We start from the raw sequence: 17,587 nt of genomic DNA, 5'->3' as shown, positions 1-17,587 counted from the left end.
AAGCGGAGGCTGCGCCCCGACCTCGACGTACGGGATATCTTAAGGCCGCAGCGAGCTATCCCACTATGCCCGGCGGCACCCGCCCGGCATAGTGGGCGGCTAGGTTCTCCAGCACCATGTCGCATATCGCCATGCGCGTCTCGACAGTGGTCGAGGCGATGTGCGGCTCGAGGATGACGTTTTCCATGGCGAGGAAATCCGACGAGACGTTCGGCTCGTCGGGGAAGACGTCGAGTGCGGCGGCCTTGATCTTTCCCTTTTTCAGCGCCGAGACCAGCGCCTGCTCATCCACGACGGAGGCGCGGGCGATGTTGACGAGCATGCCGTGCGGGCCGAGTGCTTCAAGCACGCGCTCGTCGACGAGCCCCGCCGTGGCCGGACCTCCGGGGCAGGTCAGCACCAGGAAATCCACCTCGCGCGCCAGCGCCTGCGTCGTGTCGACATAGGTCCACGGAACGTCGGATTTCGCCTTCGGGCCGGTATAGAAGACCTGCATAGCGAAGGCTTCCGCCCGCCGCGCCACGCCCGCGCCGATGCGGCCCAGCCCGACGACGCCGAGCTTCTTGCCGTTCACGCGGGTCGAATTGGGCAGCAGCCCGCGCGGCCAGCGGCCCTGGCGCACATGGCGGTCGCCCTCGACGATGCGGCGCGCCAGCGCCAAAAGCAGCGCCATGCCGTAGTCGGCGGTGTCCTCCGTCAGCACGCCCGGCGTGTTGGCGACGCGGACGCCCTGGCGGCGCGCGGCGGCGAGATCGACCGCGTCGGTGCCGACGCCGAACACGGCGACGACCTCCAGCTTCGGTAGCGCCGTCATCAGCGCGGCGTCCGCGCCGATGACGCTGCGCGTGACGACGCCGGTAACGGAGTCGGCGACAGCGGCGAGCAGGGCATCCCTATCGGCGGCCTGCCAGAGCCGGTGGACGCGATAGGCTGCATCGAGGTCGGCCATCAGCCGCGGCTCAACCGCGCCGGTGAGAAGGATTTCGGGCCGCACGACGCTTTCCCTCAGCCGGCGAAGCGTGCTTCGGGCAGGCCGCGAACGCCTGGCCTGACGACGAACAGCGCGCCGGCGAGCGGCTGCGCGGCAAGCTCCTGCGGCGAAAGCCGCTGGCGAGCGGAGGTGATATAGAGTTCGTCGAGTGCCGGGCCGCCGAAACAGCAGCAGGAAGGCTGCGAGACCGGCAGTTCGATCGCTCGGTCGATCCGCCCGTCCGGCCGGTAGCGCACGACGCGGCCGCCGGCATACTCGGCGTTCCAAAGGCAGCCTTCCGCGTCGATCGCCGAGCCGTCCGGCCGGCCCGGCCGGTCGTGCAGATCGGCGAAAAGCCGCCTATTGGAGAGCGTGCCGTCGTCGATGTCGAAATCGTAGGCGTGGATTTCGTGCCGGTAGGTGTCGGAGAGATACATGGTCCGGTCGTCGGGCGAGAAGGCGAGCGAGTTCGGCACAATGATGTCCCCGGCCATGCGTGTCGCGGCGAGGTCGGGGCCGATCCGCCACAAATTGCCGGTCGCGATCCGCGCCTTGTCGTTCATGGTGCCGACCCAGAAGCGGCCGCGCCGGTCGCAGCGGCCGTCGTTGAAGCGGTTGTCGGGCTGGTCGGCTTCGCGTGCGAAAACCATCGCGCCCAGCACGCCGCCGCGCGACAGGCGGAAGACGCCCGTCGTCATGGCGGCGAGGAGATCACCCTTTTCGGTCAGGCAGATCGAGCCGATCGTCTCCGGCATGGCGAAGCGCGTCGTGCCCCCGCCTGCTGGATCGAGCGCATGGAGCGCCGGCGCGCGCCCGTCCACCCAGTAGAGCGTTTGGGTGCGTCCGCACCAGATCGGGCATTCGCCCAGGATGTTTTCGGCCGCCACGGCGACGTCGGCTTTCATGCTTGTGTTTCTCCGTTAAGTCGTGTGGCCTGCGGAATCTGCTGCCAGATCCGCTTCGACCTCAGCTCGGCCACGATGGTCTCGATCAGCCCCTTGATGACGACCAGCGACAGCCGCCGGTGCTGGTCGACCCGCATCGCCACCGCCAGTGACCACGGCACGTTCGGCTCACCAATCAGGGCGACGTCGAAGTCGCCGCGCTCGAGGTCGGTGACGACCGAGCCGAAGGTGACGATGGTGTGGCCGGCGCCGCCGCGGATCATCGCCTTGGTCAGCCAGAAGCCGTTGCACAGGTGGCTGATGTTAAGGCGGATGTTGCGGCTCTGCGCGATCTGGTCGATGTGCAGCCTGAGCAGGTTCGGCCCATCGGGCAGGATCAGGGGGAAGCCGGCCGCCTCGGCGAAGGTGTAGGAAGGCTTGGCCAGCGTGCCGGCCTTGCCGACGAGGCATAGATAGTCGACCAGCAGGTCGTGCACGATGATGTCGGGATGCGGCATCGGTGCGTGCATTACGGCGATGTTGATCTCCTGGTTGATCAGCATCGAGTGCAGGTCGCCGCTATAGCCCTCGACAATTCGGAACTTGATCTCCGGATAGAGCTTGCGCGACTGCTCGACCAGCCTCGGCACGATGTATTCACCCGGTGTCGGCAAGACGCCGATGGTGACGACGCCGCGCGGCGTGTCGCCTGAGGTGACGGCATGGTCGCGCAGGCTCTCGATCTGGCGAAACAGCGCGTAGGCGTTTCTCAGCAGGTTCTCGCCGGGCTCGGTCAGATCGACGCCGCGGGTATGGCGGGTGAAGAGCTGGACGCCGAGGTCCTGTTCCAGCGCCTTGATCTTGCGGCTGATAGCGGGCTGCGCGATCCTGAGCCGCGCCGAGGCGCGCGAGAAGGAGCGCTCCTCGGCGACGGCTGAGAAATAGTGCAGTCCGGTGATGTCGAAATGCGCGTAGGATTTCATGGCGCGCGCGCCCCCGTCCGGTTTCCCATGCCGCCATCATAGCGGCCGGATCGGGTTTTTGCGCGGCCTGGAGGGCTCATTTGAGTTGCGACCCCCCAAGCGACATGAAGCGCCGGCCGACTCCATAGACCAGCGCCATGAACACGGTCATGACCATCGCCCAGACGAGGCCGAGCGCGAACACTTCCGTCGCCTGCCCGGCCGACCAGCGCTCGAACATCGCCACCGCCATCACCTGCGAATTGGCGCCGGCCAGCAGTACTGACATCGACAGTTCGTTGGCGCCGAGCAGGAAGATGAAAACCCAGCCGGAGGCTAGCGCCGGCGCGAGCAGCGGCAGTACCACGCTTGTCAGCACCCGCCCCTGGCTGGCGCCCGAGGCGGCGGCGGCCTCTTCGAGTTCGTGGTGGATTTGCAAGATTCCGGTATGGGTGTAGCGCATGCCGTAGGGCAGGAAGCGGATGAGGAAGGCGAGCGCGACCAGCGCCAGCGTGCCGTAGAGCGGGACCGGCAGGCTGAGCGCCAGAACGATTAGCGCCACGCCGACGACGATGCCGGGAAACACGATCGGGATCGCCGCGAGCTGTTCGATCACTCTGCCGCCCGGCCAGCGGCGCACCACCAGCCAGGCCGCGAGCAGGGCGATGCCGACGGCGGCCGTGGCTGCGCCGGAGGCGACCAGCACGGTGTTCACGCCCAGCTCGATATAGTGCGGGTCGGAAAGCACCACGGCGAAATTGGCGAGGGTCAGCGTGCCGATGCGCGAAGGCCGGATCGGCTGCAGGAAAGGCGATAGCGCGATCCACAGAGACACCAGCAATGGCAGCGCCAACACGAGTACGAAATTCGCCAGTACCACCGTGCTGCCCAGCCAGCGGAAGCGGCCGAGATCGAACGGCCGCGGCCGGTAGCCCTTGCTGGTGACGCTGGCGTAGCGGTCGGCATTGGCGGAAAAGCGGTTGTAGAAGAAAAGCAACACCGACAGGATGGCGATGAGGAACAACGAGAAAGCGCTCGCTTCGCCCATCTTCGGCGGCATCTCGGTCATCGACAGGTAGATGTCGGTGGTGAGCAGATAGACCCGTCCTGGACTGCCGACCAGAACCGGGACGTCGAAGGATTCGAGATTGCGGATGAACACGAAGAGCGCCATGCCCGTGACAGCCGGCCAGGCCAGACGCACCGAGATGGCCCAGAACGTGCGCGCCACCGAGGCGCCGCACATGCGTGCAGCCTCCTCCATTTCCGCGTTCGAGCGCTGGAAGGTCGCCGACAGCAGCAGGAACACCAGCGGCGTCCACAGGACGCCCTGGATCAGCACCATGCCCCACATGGAATTGACGTCGACCAGCATGCCGGCGCCGCCCAGCGCCCGGTACGCCTCGTTGATCGGACCGGAGCGCCCGAGGAAGAATAGCCACGCCGTTACGTGCAGCAGGTAGGGCGTGCCCAGCGAGACGACGGCGGTGACATAGGCGAGCCAGCGCAGCGGCGCGTCGGTGCGCACCACCACCCAGGCGAGGATGCCGCCGAACGCCACGGAGAAGGCCGTGGACAGCGTCGAAAACAGCACCGAGTTCCAAGCGCTCGCATAGAAGCGGGCGTCGGAGAAAAGCGTGGCGAAATGGGCGAGCGTATAGCCGCCAGTCCCGGTATCGGTCAGGCTCGTCGCCACCAGGACGCCGATCGGCGGCAGCGCGATCAGTGCCAAAACGAGTATGATGGCGGCCGCAAAAAGCCGCCGCCCAGTCCAGGCGGACAGGAGACGGCCGGGCCTTGCGGCCATGCTGGCGGCCTGCGTCATGCCATCTCCCTCGGCTGGTCAAAAGGTGGCCGCATGTGCCTGCTCGTGCTCGATCGGTTGTGCCGGTTGAAAATCGCGCCGGCTAGAACAGCTCCTTGTAGATCGAAATCCACTTGTCGAGGTTCTTTGCCTCGTCCTCCGGCGTTGGCGCGTAGGCGGTGAAGTTCGAGTTCTGCGGCAGCAGCTTCGGCTCTTTCGGCGGTACGGCCGGGTTGGACGGGATATAGTTGGCGTCGCTGATCACCTTGCCGCCTTCGGGCGAAAGCAGGTAGTTGAGCAGCAGCTTGGCGGCGTTGGGATGCGGGCCGCCGGCAATCAGCACCGAGCGGGCCATGGCGCCGACGGCCGGGCTGATCGGCAGCCATTTTACCGGTGCGCCTTTGGAGGCGCTGATGACCGAATGGTGGTTGTAGGTGACGAGGCCGATGGCGTACTGCCCGGCTATCACCTGGTCGAGCACGACGCGCGGGTTGGCGGGTATGGTCGCGATCTCCTGCGCCGACAGCTTCTTCAAGTAGGCCATGCCCTTTTCGTCGCCCATCGTGGCCAGGATCGCGCCGATGAAGCCGGGAGGCCCGCCGACTGTCATCTCGCCGGACCAGGCGATCTTGCCCTTCCACTTGGGATCGAGCAGGTCGTCCAGCGACTTCGGCTCGTCCTCCGGCCCGACCAGCTCGGTGTTGATCGCCGGCACCAGGAAATAGACGATGAGCGCCGTCCATTCGCCGGCCGCGTCCTTGTACTGGTCGGGCACGCCGGCGGCGTTCTGAGCCTTGTAGGAGGCGGCGAGCCCGGCCTTCTTGAGCGGGCCGAAGACGGAAGGCCCGTCGGTCATGTCGGCCTCGAGCTTGCCGGCCTTGGCTTCCGACAGGATCTTGGTCAGGAAATCGTTGTCGCGCCCGCCGGTGATGTTGACGGTGATGCCCGGATATTTCGCTTCGAAGCCGGCCACGATCGGCCGCACCACCTGCTGCTGGACGAGGCCGGTGTACCAGTTGACGGCGCCTTCCTTCTTGGCGGCAGCGTAGAGATCGGCTTCACTCTGCGCCGCGGCGATACCCGCCGACGCCGCGAGCATGGCGAAGGCGGCCAGTCCGCGGCCGAGCCAGCGCCCCAGATTGTCGTGCTTCATCTGACGTTCCTCCCGGAGATACGGTTGACGCGAGCGCAGGCCCTGTCCGCGACCGCACCTCCCTGCGCCGTCATCGCATCCCTGTGTTCGCAGCCTCCGTTCTAGGTGGGTTTTCGGCGATAGTTCAAAGACAATAATTCGATAGTCTTTATACCAACCCGGCATACCTTGGCCGGGACGCTCCCCGGATTGCGCGTCGCACGGTCGCTGTTCAATACATTTCTGCCTCGCATAATGGCTAGGGAAACGGGATTGTGCCGTTCCCGGATGCCATACCAGGATGGCATGGAAACTATCGAATTATTGTCTTTGAATTATGGCGGCAAACGCCTCTAGATCGTTGAACGAAGACCGGTCCGCACGCGGCGACCGGCAGATCGCGGCATCGAGGAGCAATCCGGCATGAACCGTCTTGACGGCAAGAGCGCTCTCATTTCCGGCGCAGCGACCGGTATCGGCGCTGGCACGGCGGGCATGCTGGCCGAGGCCGGGGCGCGGGTGATCCTCGGCGATATAAGCGACGAGGAAGGCCGCGCGGTAGCGGCCCGCATTGCCGCCGCCGGCGGCGTGGCTCATTTCATCCATCTCGACGTATCGAGCGAGGCCGACTGGGCGAAGGCCGTTACACTTGCGCAGAAGGAGTTCGGCGGCCTCGACATTCTGGTCAACAATGCCGGCATCCTTTTCGGGCGCAATGTCGAGGAAGCCAGCCTGGAAGACTGGCAAACGATGCAGGCCGTCAACCAGGCCGGCACGTTCCTCGGCACCAAGCACGCCTTGCCGCTGCTGAAGAAGAACGCGCTGACCAGCCCGCAAGGCTCGTCGATCGTCAATCTCTCCTCCGTGTCCGGTCTTGTCGGATCGCCCATCGACCCGCTCTATTCCATGACCAAGGGCGGCATCGCCCTGTTCACCAAGGCGACCGCGGTCGGTTTCGGCCGTAGCGGCTATCGCATCCGCGTCAACGCCGTCCATCCCGGCGTGGTCGAGACGGCGCAGGGCCGCCAGACCTTCGCCGCGCGGGCAAGGAAGCTCGCCTCGGGAGACGCTGGCGAGGCACGCTCGATCGCGCTTGCCAACCATCCGATCGGCCGCTTCGGTACGGTCGAGGACGTCGCCAACGCCATCGTTTTCCTTGCCTCCGACGATGCTGGCTTCATTACCGGCTCCAGCCTCGTCGTCGATGGCGGGCTGACCGCGCAATGACAACCGCGCCTCGTCAAACGCTTGGGCGGCTTGCCGCCGATGCCTTCGGCACATTGACGCTGCCGGCGATCCCGGCGCAGATTGTCGCCGGTTTTCTCGCGTTGCCCGATCTCACCGGCATGGTTTCCGACGCGCTCGACCTCGCCGGGTTGCCGGACCAGACCGTGCCGGGCTCGCTGTTGAAGCCTAGCCTGCCGGGCAGCCGGGTCGTGGGCCGGGCCGTCACCGTCAGGAACCGCGCCCGCGCCGACACGCCTTCTGCTGCCGTCGCCGCCCGCGACAACCGGCTGGCCGACATTGAGGCGCACAACCTCGCCGAACCAGGAGACGTCGTGGTGGTCCAGGGCGTCGAGAACGCATCCAGCCTGGGCGGCATCGCCATGGCTATAGCCAGGCGCCAGGGCGAGGCGGCGATCGTCGTCGACGGCGCTGTACGCGACATCGAGACCAGTCGCGAGATCGGCCTGCCTCTCTATGCACGCGGCGTCACGCCCGCCACCGGCAAATGGCGGATCGAGACCATCGGCGTAAACGTGCTGGTCGTCATTTGCGGCGTCCCGGTCCATGCTGGCGATATCGTCGTCGCCGACGACAGCGGATTGTGCTTCGTGCCGTTTCACGCGGCAAACGCCGTGCTCGCGCATGCGGCCGGCATCGCGACCAATGAACGGCAGCGCCAGGAGATGATCGCCGAAGGCCGTCCTATCGCGGAACTCGCGGCCCGCCCCAGGGCGCCGGCCGCACCAGAAAACTGAGAACCCAGAGGCCACGCCCATGCTCGTCGAGCACCGCACCTACACGCTGCCGCATGGCCGCACCAACGAATATGTCGAGCGCTACGAGAGATACGGGCTGCCGGTACAGGAGCGCTACCTTGGCAAGCTCTACGGCTTCTTCATTTCCGAGATCGGCCCGCTCAACCAGGTCGTCTTCCTCTGGGCCTATGAAAGTCTGGCCGACCGCGAGGCACGCCGCGCGCAGTTGGAACGCGATCCTGACTGGATGAAGTTCCGCGACATGAACATCGGTTCCTTCGTCATGCAGGAATCACGCATCATGCGGGTGGCGCACTTCTCACCGCCGTTTCCGCCGCGAACCGAAGACCGATCCGATCGACCTTGAAATCAATGGGAGGAGCAAGGGATGAAATTCGGTTTCAACACGAGCGTGACGCGACGCACGCTCATCGCCGCTGGTCTGGCCGCTGCGGTTTCGGGCGGCGGCGCCATGGCGGCAGACCAGACGCTGATCGACGCCGCCAAGAAGGAAGGTGAGGTCGTCTGGTATTCCTCGCTCATCGTCAATCAACTCGTGCGGCCCTTCGCCGAGGCATTCGAAGCCAAGTACGGCATCAAGGTACATTATTCGCGCACGCCCGCCGGCGAGATGGCGCTGAAGCTCGTCAACGAGATCAAGGCTGACAGTTTGCAGGCCGATGTGTTCGACGGCAATTCTGCCTTCTTCCAGGCCATGCCGCTCGACAATCTCGTCGCGTATTCGCCGCCGCCGGCGGCGGACTATCCGGCAGAGCTGAAAGACGCCGGCGGCCGCTATCACGCGATCAACGTCGCCGTGCTCACCACCTCGGTCAACACCAGCCTGGTGCCGGAGGCCGAATGGCCCAAAACCTATGATGACCTGCTGGACCCGAAATGGCAGGGCAAGATGGCCTGGACCACGGACCTCACGCCGAACGGCCCGCCGGGCTTTATCGGCAACATCCTCAAAGTCTACGGCGAAGACAAGGGCATGGACTACCTTGGCAAGCTGGCCGCGCAGGACATCGTCAAGGTACCGGCCAGCCAGCGCGTAGTACTCGACCAGGTGATCGCCGGGGAGCACATGCTGGGTCTGATGACCTTCGATCATCACGCCGTCATCAGCGCTGCTAAGGGCGCGCCTGTTGCCTGGCTCAGGATCGAGCCGCTGGTCAGCACCGGCAACTATGTCGGCCTGTTGAAGAACAGCCCGCACCCCAACGCCGGCAAGCTGTTCATAGACTACATCCTTTCGATGGAAGGGCAGGAAGTGTTCCAGAAAGCTAACTACCTGCCGGCTCATCCGAACGTGCCGGCCGCGAATGTGGAGCTGAAGCCCGAGGGCGGGCATTTCAAGGCGACCGTCATCACCAACGAGGAGGCGCTCGCCGGCCTGCCGAAATGGACCAGGATCTACAAAGACTTGTTCGAATAGCATGACGAGCCAGCCGTCGCCCGTCGCTATGTCCAGCACAACTGAGGCAGCTGCGGCCGCCCCACGCCAGTGGCGGGCTCGGGCGCGCCGCGTACACGCCTTCGCGGCGGCGCTCGCAGTGCTGATCGGCCTGCTCGTCATTCCGCCGATCCTGTCTCTGGTCCAGATGAGTTTTTTGCAGACCGGCCCCCGCGGCGGATTTGCCGGCTACACCCTTGATCACTACCGCGAACTCGTCGGCGAAGCCGGTTTCCTTACCGTTCTTTTCAACACCGCCGCCTTTGCGGGCGCGGCCACCCTGATCTCGCTGGTCATCGGCGGTGCGCTCGCCTGGCTGGTCGAGCGCACCAACACCCCGCTGAAGCGGCTTGCCACGCTCACGGCCATCGTCTCGCTCGGCACGCCCTACGTGCTCTATGTCATGGCATGGCTCTACCTGCTCGGCCGCTCCGGCCCGATCAATCAGGCATGGCGCGCGCTGACCGGATCGCCGGACGTGCTGGTCGATCCCTACACGCTACCGGGCATGATCGTCGTCGAGGGCTTCCTGTGGTCGCCCCTGGTCTATCTTCTGATGGCGGCGACGTTCCGTATGGCCAACGCCGAAATGGAGGAGGCGGCGCGCATGAACGGCGCGACCGTGCCGGACACGATCCGGCTTGTCTCGCTGCCTCTCGCCCGACCAGCGATCCTGGCACTCGCTATCTTCGTCTTCATCCGCAACGTGGAATCTTTTGAGGTGCCGGCGCTGGTCGGCATTCCGGGCGACGTGCGTGTGCTGACCACCGACATCTATCTGGCGGTCAAGGAGTTTCCGCCCGATCTCGGTCACGCCGCCTCGTTCTCAGTCATCATGCTTTTTCTGATCGCGCTGCTGATCTGGCTTTACGGCCGCGTCGCGCGGCAGGCCGACCGCTATGCCAGCATCACCGGCAAGGGCTACCGGCCGCGCCCGTTCGATCTCGGCCGGGGTCGTCCGGCAGCCGGCGCGGCCATTGCGGCGATCTTCGTGCTGGTGCTGGCGCTGCCGCTTCTCGCCCTGCTGTGGATGGCCGCCACGCCGTTCATCGGGCCGGTTACGCCGGGGGCGCTGGCGCATCTCACCCTCGACAATTTCCGCGCCGTGCTGACCGCGCCGAACTATCTGGATCTCGTCGCCAACACGCTGATCGTCTCCACCTTCGCAGCCACGACGGCCATGTTGGTGACCGGGGTTGCCGGATGGTTCGCGGCCCGGCGCAAGCCCGGCGGCGGACTGATCGACCAACTCGCCACTGTCCCGCTGATCTTTCCCGGCACCGTGCTCGGCGTCGCGGCGATCGACCTGTCGCTCAGGCTTCCCTTTCCGCTCTACGGCACGATCTGGCTGATCGGCATCACCTATCTCGTGCGCTACATGCCCTATGGCATGCGCTATTCCTATTCCGGCGTGCTACAACTCCATCGGGAACTGGAGGAGGCGTCGGCGGTCTCTGGCGCCGGGCCGGCCCAGACCTTCACGCGCATCGTCGCACCGCTGATGTCGCCCGCGCTTTTGGCGGGCTGGCTCTTCATCTTCCTCATTGCTTCGCGCGAACTGTCCATCGCGGTCCTACTGTCGGGGCCGGGCTCACAGGTCATCGCGGTCGCCATGCTGGACCTGTGGCAGAACGGGCAGGCCGGCGAACTCAGCGCGCTTGGCCTGTTGTGGACGCTGCTGATGGTTGTGGTGGCCGGCCTCTTCCAGTTCGCGGAGCGGCGCAACACCAGGAAAACATTCGGGTAGGAACATGCACAACGGTCTCAAGGTCGAAAATCTCCGCAAGATCTACTTCAACAGCGACCAGGCGGCGGGTGGCATCCACGCAGCCGACTTCGACCTGCCTCAGGGAACGTTCTTTACGCTTCTCGGCCCGTCGGGTTGCGGCAAGACCACGACGCTGCGCTGCATCGCCGGGCTTGAGCAGCCGGATGCGGGACGCATCGAGGTAGGCGGCGAGGTCTTCCACGACGCGGCGCGCGGAATCTCCGTCCCGCTCAACCGGCGCGGCTTCGGCATGGTGTTCCAGTCCTACGCCATCTGGCCGCATATGAGCGTGTTCGAGAACGTCTCGTTTCCGCTCAGGGTGGCGCGCGACAGGACCTATTCGCGCGAGGAGATCCGCACCCTGTCGCAGAAGGCGCTCGCCACTGTCGGCCTCGACCAGTTCGCCGACCGCCCGGCGACGCGTCTCTCGGGTGGCCAGCAGCAACGGGTGGCGCTGGCCCGCGCCATCGTGCGCGAGCCGAAGCTGCTGCTGCTCGACGAGCCGCTGTCGAACCTCGACGCGGCGCTGCGCGAATCCATGCGCCATGAACTGAAGCGACTGCAGCGGCAGATCGGCGTCACCACCGTCTACGTCACGCACGACCAGGCCGAGGCTTTCGAGATGTCAGACCGGATTGCAGTCATCAACAAGGGCGAGGTGGTCCAGGTCGGTGATCCCGAGACGATCTATTTCCGCCCGCGGAACAGCTTCGTCGCCGCTTTCGTCGGCAACACCAACCTGCTCAAGGGAACGGTCGAAGGGGCGGGGAGCGCCGGGGGCACGCTGAGCGTCAGGCTGGCCGGCGGCCAGGCGGTGGAATGCCGGGCTCCGCGCGAGGGACGGGTCGCCGCGGGCGATACGATCTCGATCTCGGTGCGGCCGGAGGCGGTCAACCTCGTTACCGGGGAACCCGTCCCGACCGGCAAGGTCAATTGCGTCGAGGCCGAGGTCGCCAACGCGACCTTCGCCGGAAACATGCGCCGCTACGAGATAACGGCGCCATCGGTCAGCCTCGTCGCCACTCCGTCGCCGCGCGTGCGCTTGGAGATTGGCCAGCGTGTCATCGCCCGCTTCGCCGTCGAGGACGCCATCGCTCTGCCAGATTCGCCGTAGGTCGGTAGCGTCGGGGACGCCATCGGCTCAAGTGTGCCCCTAGGGGTGAACAGACGCTTGAGGAATTAACCAGTCCTGACGAGATTTTCGAATAAAGACCATCGCAGGAAATCTACACACAGCATTGCATTTAGTCGACGTCTTTCGGGAGAGACGCTGCACGGCCGTGCAAAACGCCACGCGCTTCAGGGCGACGAAGCGGTTCGGCCAACGCCACGTTGGCCGGCATCGAGATGCGTCACATGATGCGCCAGCGACAAGGGCGCTTCGCCTTCAATCCAGCCCCCACGATCAAGGAGCATTTCGAGGCAATCGCCACCTGAAATCCGTCAGGCAAAATGCCGTCCGGCGTCACCTGGAAAATTTGCGACAGAACCCAATTTGGTGGGTCATCCACGCCTCTCATCGCCTCGTTGAATTCATGGCTTCCCCAACGGGAATTGGAGAAAGTCACCGGCTCTTCCCCCACCAGTCATCCGAACACAAGGCCGTCGAAGAGCTTGCGTGCGGTGCGCAGGAAGGAAGCGCCGCCGAGGCCGTCGGGCTTGCTCGCGTCGAGCCGGATCAGGACATCCATCTTGCCGCTCGGGTGCTCGACGGCGACAGTTTTCTCGTCGCCCTGCGGCAGACTGGCGACGCCGGCGGCGGGGCCTTCCTCGAACAGGCAGGCGGTCGCCACGCTGAGCGCGCCGAAGACGCCGATCGAGGCATGGACGCGGTGCGGGATGAAGCTGCGCGTCATGATCGCACCGCCGTTTACGGGCGGCGCCACCAGCGTCATCTTCGGAACCGATTTTTTGGAAACATCACCGAGGTTCATCAGCGGCCCGGCGGCAAGGCGGATCGCCTCGACGCGCGCCTTCACCGCGTCAGCCGCCTCGAGTTCCTCGCGGCTCTCATAGCCGGTCAGCCCGAAATCGGAGGCGCGCATGACGACGACCGGCATGCCGTTGTCGATCAGCGTGCAGGCGACGCCGTCGATCTCGGTCAGCGCCGAGCCGGTCGGCAACAGCGCGCCGCAACTCGACCCGGCGGCGTCGGTGAAGGCAAGGTAGACGGGGGCGGCCGGATTCGGCACGCCGTCGATCACGGCATCGCCGCTGTAGACCGGCCGGCCGCCTGCGGTGCGGATGCGCGCCGTCGCCGTCTGGCCGGTGTTTTCCATGTGGATGCGCACCGGCGTCTCTCCTTCCAGCGCCGCCACCAGGCCGCGCTCGATGGCGAAGGCGCCGATACCGGCCAGGATGTTGCCGCAGTTCTGGCTGTCCGAGACTATGGCCTGGTCGACGAACACTTGCAGGAACAGGTAGTCGACATCGCATCCCTCGTGCGCCGATCTCTTCACCACCGCCACCTTGCTCGTCAGCGGGTCGGCGCCGCCGATGCCGTCGATCTGGCGCGGATCGGGCGAGCCCATGATGCGCAGAAGCAGCGCGTCGCGCTCGGCACTGTCCGCCGGGAGGTCCTCGGCGAGGAAATAGGCGCCCTTGGAGGTGCCGCCCCTCATCATCATGCAGGGAATGCCGTCGGAGTTCATGGCTGGTACCTTCTCGATGAGGGGACGCGCGGTCGCGGCGGACCGCACGGAATTCAGGGCAGCGGCAGTTGCAGCAGCCTGGCGAAGACGAAATAGGCGATCGCCCAGAAGCCGACGCCGGTCGCCAAGGCGCGCAGGATCAGCCTCTCGCCGTGGAACAGCAGGGTGGCCGCGCCGGCCGCGAGTCCGAGCGACACCGCCAGGCCGATCCAGGCGGCACTCGCGCCGGCCGCGGCGAACAGGGCGACGAGGCCCGCGACACGCGGCACGTCGATGGCGCCGCCGGAACCTTCCAGACCGATCCCGCGCAGCACCTGGACCAGATAGATGCCCGACACCACCAGGCCCAGCACGGCAATCTGCATCGGCACCATGCCGGGGCCGACGTCGCCGCGCGAATGCCCCGCCGGCAGTTCGAGGCTGAGCAGCAGGAAGGCCGCATTCCACGCCACGCAGACAAGGGCGGCGGCGACGTTCTTCCACAGACGCGGCCTTGCCCCTCCCTGCGGGAGGGGCTCGACCACGGGTTCCGTCGAGGCGGAGCTGGTCATTTGATGTATCCGGCGGCTTTCAGGAACTCGGTCTGCTGGTCGAGGTCGGTCTGGGCACGCCTGGTGAACTCCTCTTCTTTCCAGTCAGGGCTGTCCTGGAACTGGTCGGCCTGGAACTTCTTCCAGTCGGCGGATGCGGTCACCTTGTCGATCGCCGCCTGGATGTTGGTCACGACGTCGTCGGGCGTGCCGGCCTTGACGGCGATGCCGCGCCATACCGCGCCGTCGATGTCGTAGCCCTGCTCCTTGAAGGTCGGCACGTCGGGCAGGAACTCGCTGCGCTTGTCCATGGAGATGCCGAGCAGCTTGATCTCGCCGCTCTTGACCTGCGCAAGGCCGGTCGAAGGCGTCATCATGGCCGCGTCCAGGTGCTTGCCGAGAAGGCCGAGCGCCACCTTGCCCGACGCGTCGTGCGGTATCCAGCCGCTTTCGAAGCCGCCGGCCTTCATGAACTGGTAGAGCATATACTGGTGGAAGCCGCCCGGCGCGTGGCCGCCGACCTTGAGCCCGTTCGGGTGCTCCTTCATGTAGCTGACGAAATCGCCGGCGGTCTTGAACTGGCTGTCGGCCAGCACGGCCAGCGACGATGGCTCCGACTGCATCGCCCGAAGCAGGCGCAGATCCTTCAACTGGAACGGGATCAGGCCCTGCGCGATGCCGAAGGTGAGCGTTCCGGTCAGAACCAGTATGTTGTAGCCGTCGGCCGGCTGGTTCATGATCTGCGACACGCCGACCGCGCCGCTGCCGCCGGGGCGGTTGTCGACGCGCACGGTCCAGCCGCTCTCCTTCTCAAACAGCTCGGCAAGCTTGCGCCCGTAGGTGTCGAGCGCGCCGCCGGCGCCAGACCAGACGACCAGCGTCACCGGCTTGTCGGGAAAGTCCGCGGCGCTGGACACCACCGGCGCCATCACTGTCGTGGCGGCCAGGGCCGCGCCAGCCGCCGCGCCGACGAGCCGCGTGCCGAACTGTCTTCTGTTGATTTCCATAGTCCTACTCCTCCGATTGAATTGTGGTCGTGAGATTCGCGCCGCCCGCCGACTGCGGCGCCTGGCGCCGCGCCTTGCGCGCCTGCACCGCCCGCCAGAAGGGCGTCGCCAGGCTGACGAGGCTGAGCAGCAGGAACAGCAGGCTGATCGGGTCGGTCACGAAGATCGAGTAATCGCCCTGCGACGAGACCAGCGCGGTGCGGTAGTTGGATTCGATCAGATAGCCCAGCACCATCGCCAGGATGACCGGCGGCACGGGGAACCTGAACTTCTTCATCAGGTAGCCGAGCACGCCGAAGCCGAGCATCAGGTAGACGTCGAACATCAGGTTGCGGATGGCGAAGGCGCCGAGCACGGCAAAGGCCATGATGCCGACGGCGATGACGGCGTCGGGCAGCAGCACCGTGCGGGCGACGAGCGGCAGGAACAGCGAGCCGGCTATATACTGCACGATCGATGCGATGATGACGCCGAACAGGATGGCGTAGACCAGCGTGGGCGCCTCGGTGAAGAGCTGCGGCCCCGGCTGCAGGCCATGCATGATGAGCGCGCCGACCATGATCGCCGTGGTCGGGGAACCCGGAATGCCGAGCGCCAGCAACGGCACCAGCGCGCCGCCGACCGTGGCGTTGTTCGCCGCCTCAGGCGCGGCGATGCCGTTGGCCGCGCCCTTGCCGTATTCTTCGGGGTGCGGATCGCGGGCGCGGGCGTAGTCGCGCGCGATCCAGCAGGCGATGTTGCCGCCGACGCCGGGCAGGATGCCGAGCAGGGTGCCGATGATGGAGCCGGAGATCTGGCTGCGCCAGGTTTCCTTCCACAGCGCGGCCGACATGAAGACGTGGCCGACCTTTTCCTTGATCATCGGCGCGGCGATGACCCGGCTCTCCACCATCACCATCGCCTCCGAGACGGCGAACAGGCCGATCAGCGCCACCAGGAATGGCACGCCCTCGTAGAGTTCGTACATGCCGAGCGTGAAGCGCGGCGTCCCGGCGATCGGATCGATCCCGACCGTCGCGAGCGCAAGGCCGAAGGCGGCGCAGATCAGGCCTTTCAGCAAGGAATCGCTGGACAGCGCGGCAACCGAGCAGAGGCCGAAAAGACTCACGGCGAAATAGCCCGCCGGCCCGAACTGAAGCGCGACCCTGGCGAGCGGCATGGCGAGCAGCAAAAGCGCCAGCCCGCCGATGATGCCGCCGGTGGTGGAGGCGGTCAGCGAAATGGAGATTGCCTCGTTGGCGCGGCCCTTGCGCGCCATGGCGTAGCCGTCGATGACGGTCGCGGCGGCGGCGGCCGTTCCCGGCGTCGACAGGAGGATCGCGCTGATCGACCCGCCATATTCCGCCGAGGTGTAGAGCGAGATCATCAGGAGCATCGAGAGTTCCGGACCCAGATTGTAGGTGAACGGAATGAGCAGGCTGAGGCCGATGGACGGGCCGAGGCCGGGCAGCGCGCCGATGACGATGCCCAGCAGCGCGCCGACGACGAGCATCGCCAGGCCGGACAGGCTGAAGATGACTTCGAGCGACTGGAGGATGCCGTCCATCTCACGCCTCCCGCTTGAGGTCGCGGGCAAGGACGGGCACGAAGCCCCGATAGCCGTCCGCCGCCGACAGGCCCTTGTCCTTCATGGCGGCATGCGCCGCGCCGATGGTGCGGCAGGCAGCGCGCGACATGTTCGGCTCGAGCCCGAGCGACTCGATCGTGTCCGCCGCTTCCGTCATCTCGGTGACGCGGCGCGCGCCGTGCTCGAAGGTGCGCGACAGGTAGTAGTCGGCCTGCTGGCGCCAGTCGAGGCCGGGGAAGGTCTCGCCGACCGAATCCAGGATGCGCTCGGTGACTCCCGCCCGCTCGGCCGCCGACAGGGCCTCGATCAGCAGCGCCTCGACGCCCTTGATCATCACCGACCGGATCATCTTCAGAGCCGAGGCCTGGCCGGGTTTCGTCCCTACGGCCTCGAGATTCATGCCGAACCGGTTCAGGCGCTCGGCTGCTTCGGCGGCCTGCTCCCCCGCAACCAGGATCGGCACCCTCTCGGCATAGGGTGGCACCCGCGCCATCACCGCGCCCTCGACGAAGCGGCCGGCGCCGGCCGCGATCTCGCGCGCCGCGAGCGCCTTCGTCTCCGGTCCGACCGAATTGAGGTCGAGATAGATGGCGCCTTCGCCCATATGCGGCGAGGCGGCCGCGGCGACGGAGCGCGTGGCCGATCCGACCACGAGGGAAAACACGAAATCGGCACCGGCGATGCCTGAAATGTCACGCAGCGGCTCGACGTTGCGCTCGGCGGCCGCGCGTTCGAGCGCCGGAGCCGCTGCGGCGTCGGCGAAGCGCAGGTCGAAGGCGGAAAGCCGCAGTCCCGTCTGGCCGTTGAGGCCGCCGGCGATCGACTGCGCCGCCTCGCCGAATCCGATGAACGCTATCTGGGTCATGCTTCCTCC

General features: G+C 66.2%; 16 protein-coding genes and 1 pseudogene. 7 read left to right on the top strand and 10 right to left on the bottom strand.

Going from position 1 to position 17,587, the window contains the following annotated elements; genetic code table 11:
- Window positions 1–55: 55 nt before the first annotated feature.
- From FGU64_RS09870 to FGU64_RS09850, 5 genes are all read right to left on the bottom strand, one after another.
- On the bottom strand, window positions 56–949 hold the full coding sequence (locus FGU64_RS09870) for a 2-hydroxyacid dehydrogenase (RefSeq protein ID WP_246671339.1): 894 nt from the start codon (window positions 947–949) through the stop codon (window positions 56–58).
- A gap of 56 nt (window positions 950–1,005) precedes the next feature.
- Window positions 1,006–1,875 (bottom strand): SMP-30/gluconolactonase/LRE family protein, encoded by an 870-nt coding sequence (locus tag FGU64_RS09865; protein WP_139953035.1) that lies wholly within the window; start codon window positions 1,873–1,875, stop codon window positions 1,006–1,008.
- A complete protein-coding gene (locus FGU64_RS09860; protein ID WP_139953032.1) occupies window positions 1,872–2,837 on the bottom strand; it encodes a LysR family transcriptional regulator in 966 nt (321 codons plus the stop codon). The genes FGU64_RS09865 and FGU64_RS09860 overlap by 4 nt, the downstream gene beginning before the upstream one ends.
- A 76-nt stretch (window positions 2,838–2,913) precedes the next feature.
- Window positions 2,914–4,641, bottom strand: coding sequence for an iron ABC transporter permease (locus FGU64_RS09855; RefSeq protein WP_139953030.1), 1,728 nt, complete (start codon window positions 4,639–4,641; stop codon window positions 2,914–2,916).
- An 82-nt stretch (window positions 4,642–4,723) separates the two neighbouring features.
- A complete protein-coding gene (locus FGU64_RS09850; protein WP_180375670.1) occupies window positions 4,724–5,773 on the bottom strand; it encodes an extracellular solute-binding protein in 1,050 nt (349 codons plus the stop codon).
- A gap of 402 nt (window positions 5,774–6,175) precedes the next feature.
- On the opposite strand from FGU64_RS09850, the gene FGU64_RS09845 reads away from it, so the two are divergent.
- The 7 genes and pseudogenes from FGU64_RS09845 to FGU64_RS23520 form a co-directional block, all read left to right on the top strand.
- Window positions 6,176–6,979, top strand: a complete 804-nt coding sequence (locus tag FGU64_RS09845) for a glucose 1-dehydrogenase (protein ID WP_139953024.1) — start codon at window positions 6,176–6,178, stop codon at window positions 6,977–6,979.
- 53 nt (window positions 6,980–7,032) lie between these two features.
- On the top strand, window positions 7,033–7,734 hold the full coding sequence (locus FGU64_RS09840; protein WP_180375669.1) for an RraA family protein: 702 nt from the start codon (window positions 7,033–7,035) through the stop codon (window positions 7,732–7,734).
- 19 nt (window positions 7,735–7,753) lie between these two features.
- On the top strand, window positions 7,754–8,101 hold the full coding sequence (locus tag FGU64_RS09835; protein ID WP_139953019.1) for an NIPSNAP family protein: 348 nt from the start codon (window positions 7,754–7,756) through the stop codon (window positions 8,099–8,101).
- Window positions 8,102–8,122: 21 nt separating this feature from the next.
- Complete coding sequence (locus FGU64_RS09830) at window positions 8,123–9,172, top strand: extracellular solute-binding protein (protein ID WP_139953016.1); 1,050 nt, start codon at window positions 8,123–8,125, stop codon at window positions 9,170–9,172.
- Between the two features lies 1 nt (window position 9,173).
- Window positions 9,174–10,937 (top strand): iron ABC transporter permease, encoded by a 1,764-nt coding sequence (locus FGU64_RS09825; protein ID WP_246671282.1) that lies wholly within the window; start codon window positions 9,174–9,176, stop codon window positions 10,935–10,937.
- 4 nt (window positions 10,938–10,941) lie between these two features.
- Window positions 10,942–12,072 carry an ABC transporter ATP-binding protein gene (locus tag FGU64_RS09820; RefSeq protein WP_139953013.1) on the top strand — a complete coding sequence of 377 codons (1,131 nt, stop codon included), beginning with the start codon at window positions 10,942–10,944 and terminating at the stop codon, window positions 12,070–12,072.
- A 188-nt stretch (window positions 12,073–12,260) separates the two neighbouring features.
- Window positions 12,261–12,395: pseudogene (locus tag FGU64_RS23520) on the top strand (IS6 family transposase); the annotation flags it as partial.
- A 149-nt stretch (window positions 12,396–12,544) separates the two neighbouring features.
- Here FGU64_RS23520 and FGU64_RS09810 read toward each other — a convergent pair.
- The 5 genes from FGU64_RS09810 to FGU64_RS09790 are packed head-to-tail and all read right to left on the bottom strand — an operon-like array spanning window position 12,545 to window position 17,578.
- Window positions 12,545–13,609, bottom strand: a complete 1,065-nt coding sequence (locus tag FGU64_RS09810; protein ID WP_139953005.1) for a 4-oxalomesaconate tautomerase — start codon at window positions 13,607–13,609, stop codon at window positions 12,545–12,547.
- Between the two features lie 53 nt (window positions 13,610–13,662).
- The gene (locus FGU64_RS09805; RefSeq protein WP_139953002.1) at window positions 13,663–14,160 is read right to left on the bottom strand and encodes a tripartite tricarboxylate transporter TctB family protein; all 498 of its coding nucleotides are present in this window, start codon (window positions 14,158–14,160) and stop codon (window positions 13,663–13,665) included.
- Entirely contained in the window at window positions 14,157–15,146 is a 990-nt protein-coding gene (locus tag FGU64_RS09800; protein ID WP_139952998.1) for a tripartite tricarboxylate transporter substrate binding protein, read from the bottom strand. Before FGU64_RS09800 ends, FGU64_RS09805 begins: the two co-directional genes overlap by 4 nt.
- Before the next feature lie 4 nt (window positions 15,147–15,150).
- Window positions 15,151–16,692: a tripartite tricarboxylate transporter permease gene (locus tag FGU64_RS09795; protein ID WP_139952995.1), complete on the bottom strand. Its 1,542-nt coding sequence runs from the start codon at window positions 16,690–16,692 to the stop codon at window positions 15,151–15,153.
- Window position 16,693: 1 nt separating this feature from the next.
- Window positions 16,694–17,578 carry a DUF1932 domain-containing protein gene (locus tag FGU64_RS09790; RefSeq protein WP_139952992.1) on the bottom strand — a complete coding sequence of 295 codons (885 nt, stop codon included), beginning with the start codon at window positions 17,576–17,578 and terminating at the stop codon, window positions 16,694–16,696.
- Window positions 17,579–17,587 lie beyond the last annotated feature (9 nt).

The sequence above is a fragment of the Mesorhizobium sp. 8 genome, from assembly GCF_006351905.1.
In the GTDB taxonomy this organism is placed as follows: domain Bacteria; phylum Pseudomonadota; class Alphaproteobacteria; order Rhizobiales; family Rhizobiaceae; genus Mesorhizobium; species Mesorhizobium composti.
Note: the sequence above shows the minus strand (reverse complement) of the source record. Positions and strands in the feature narration are given on the sequence as shown.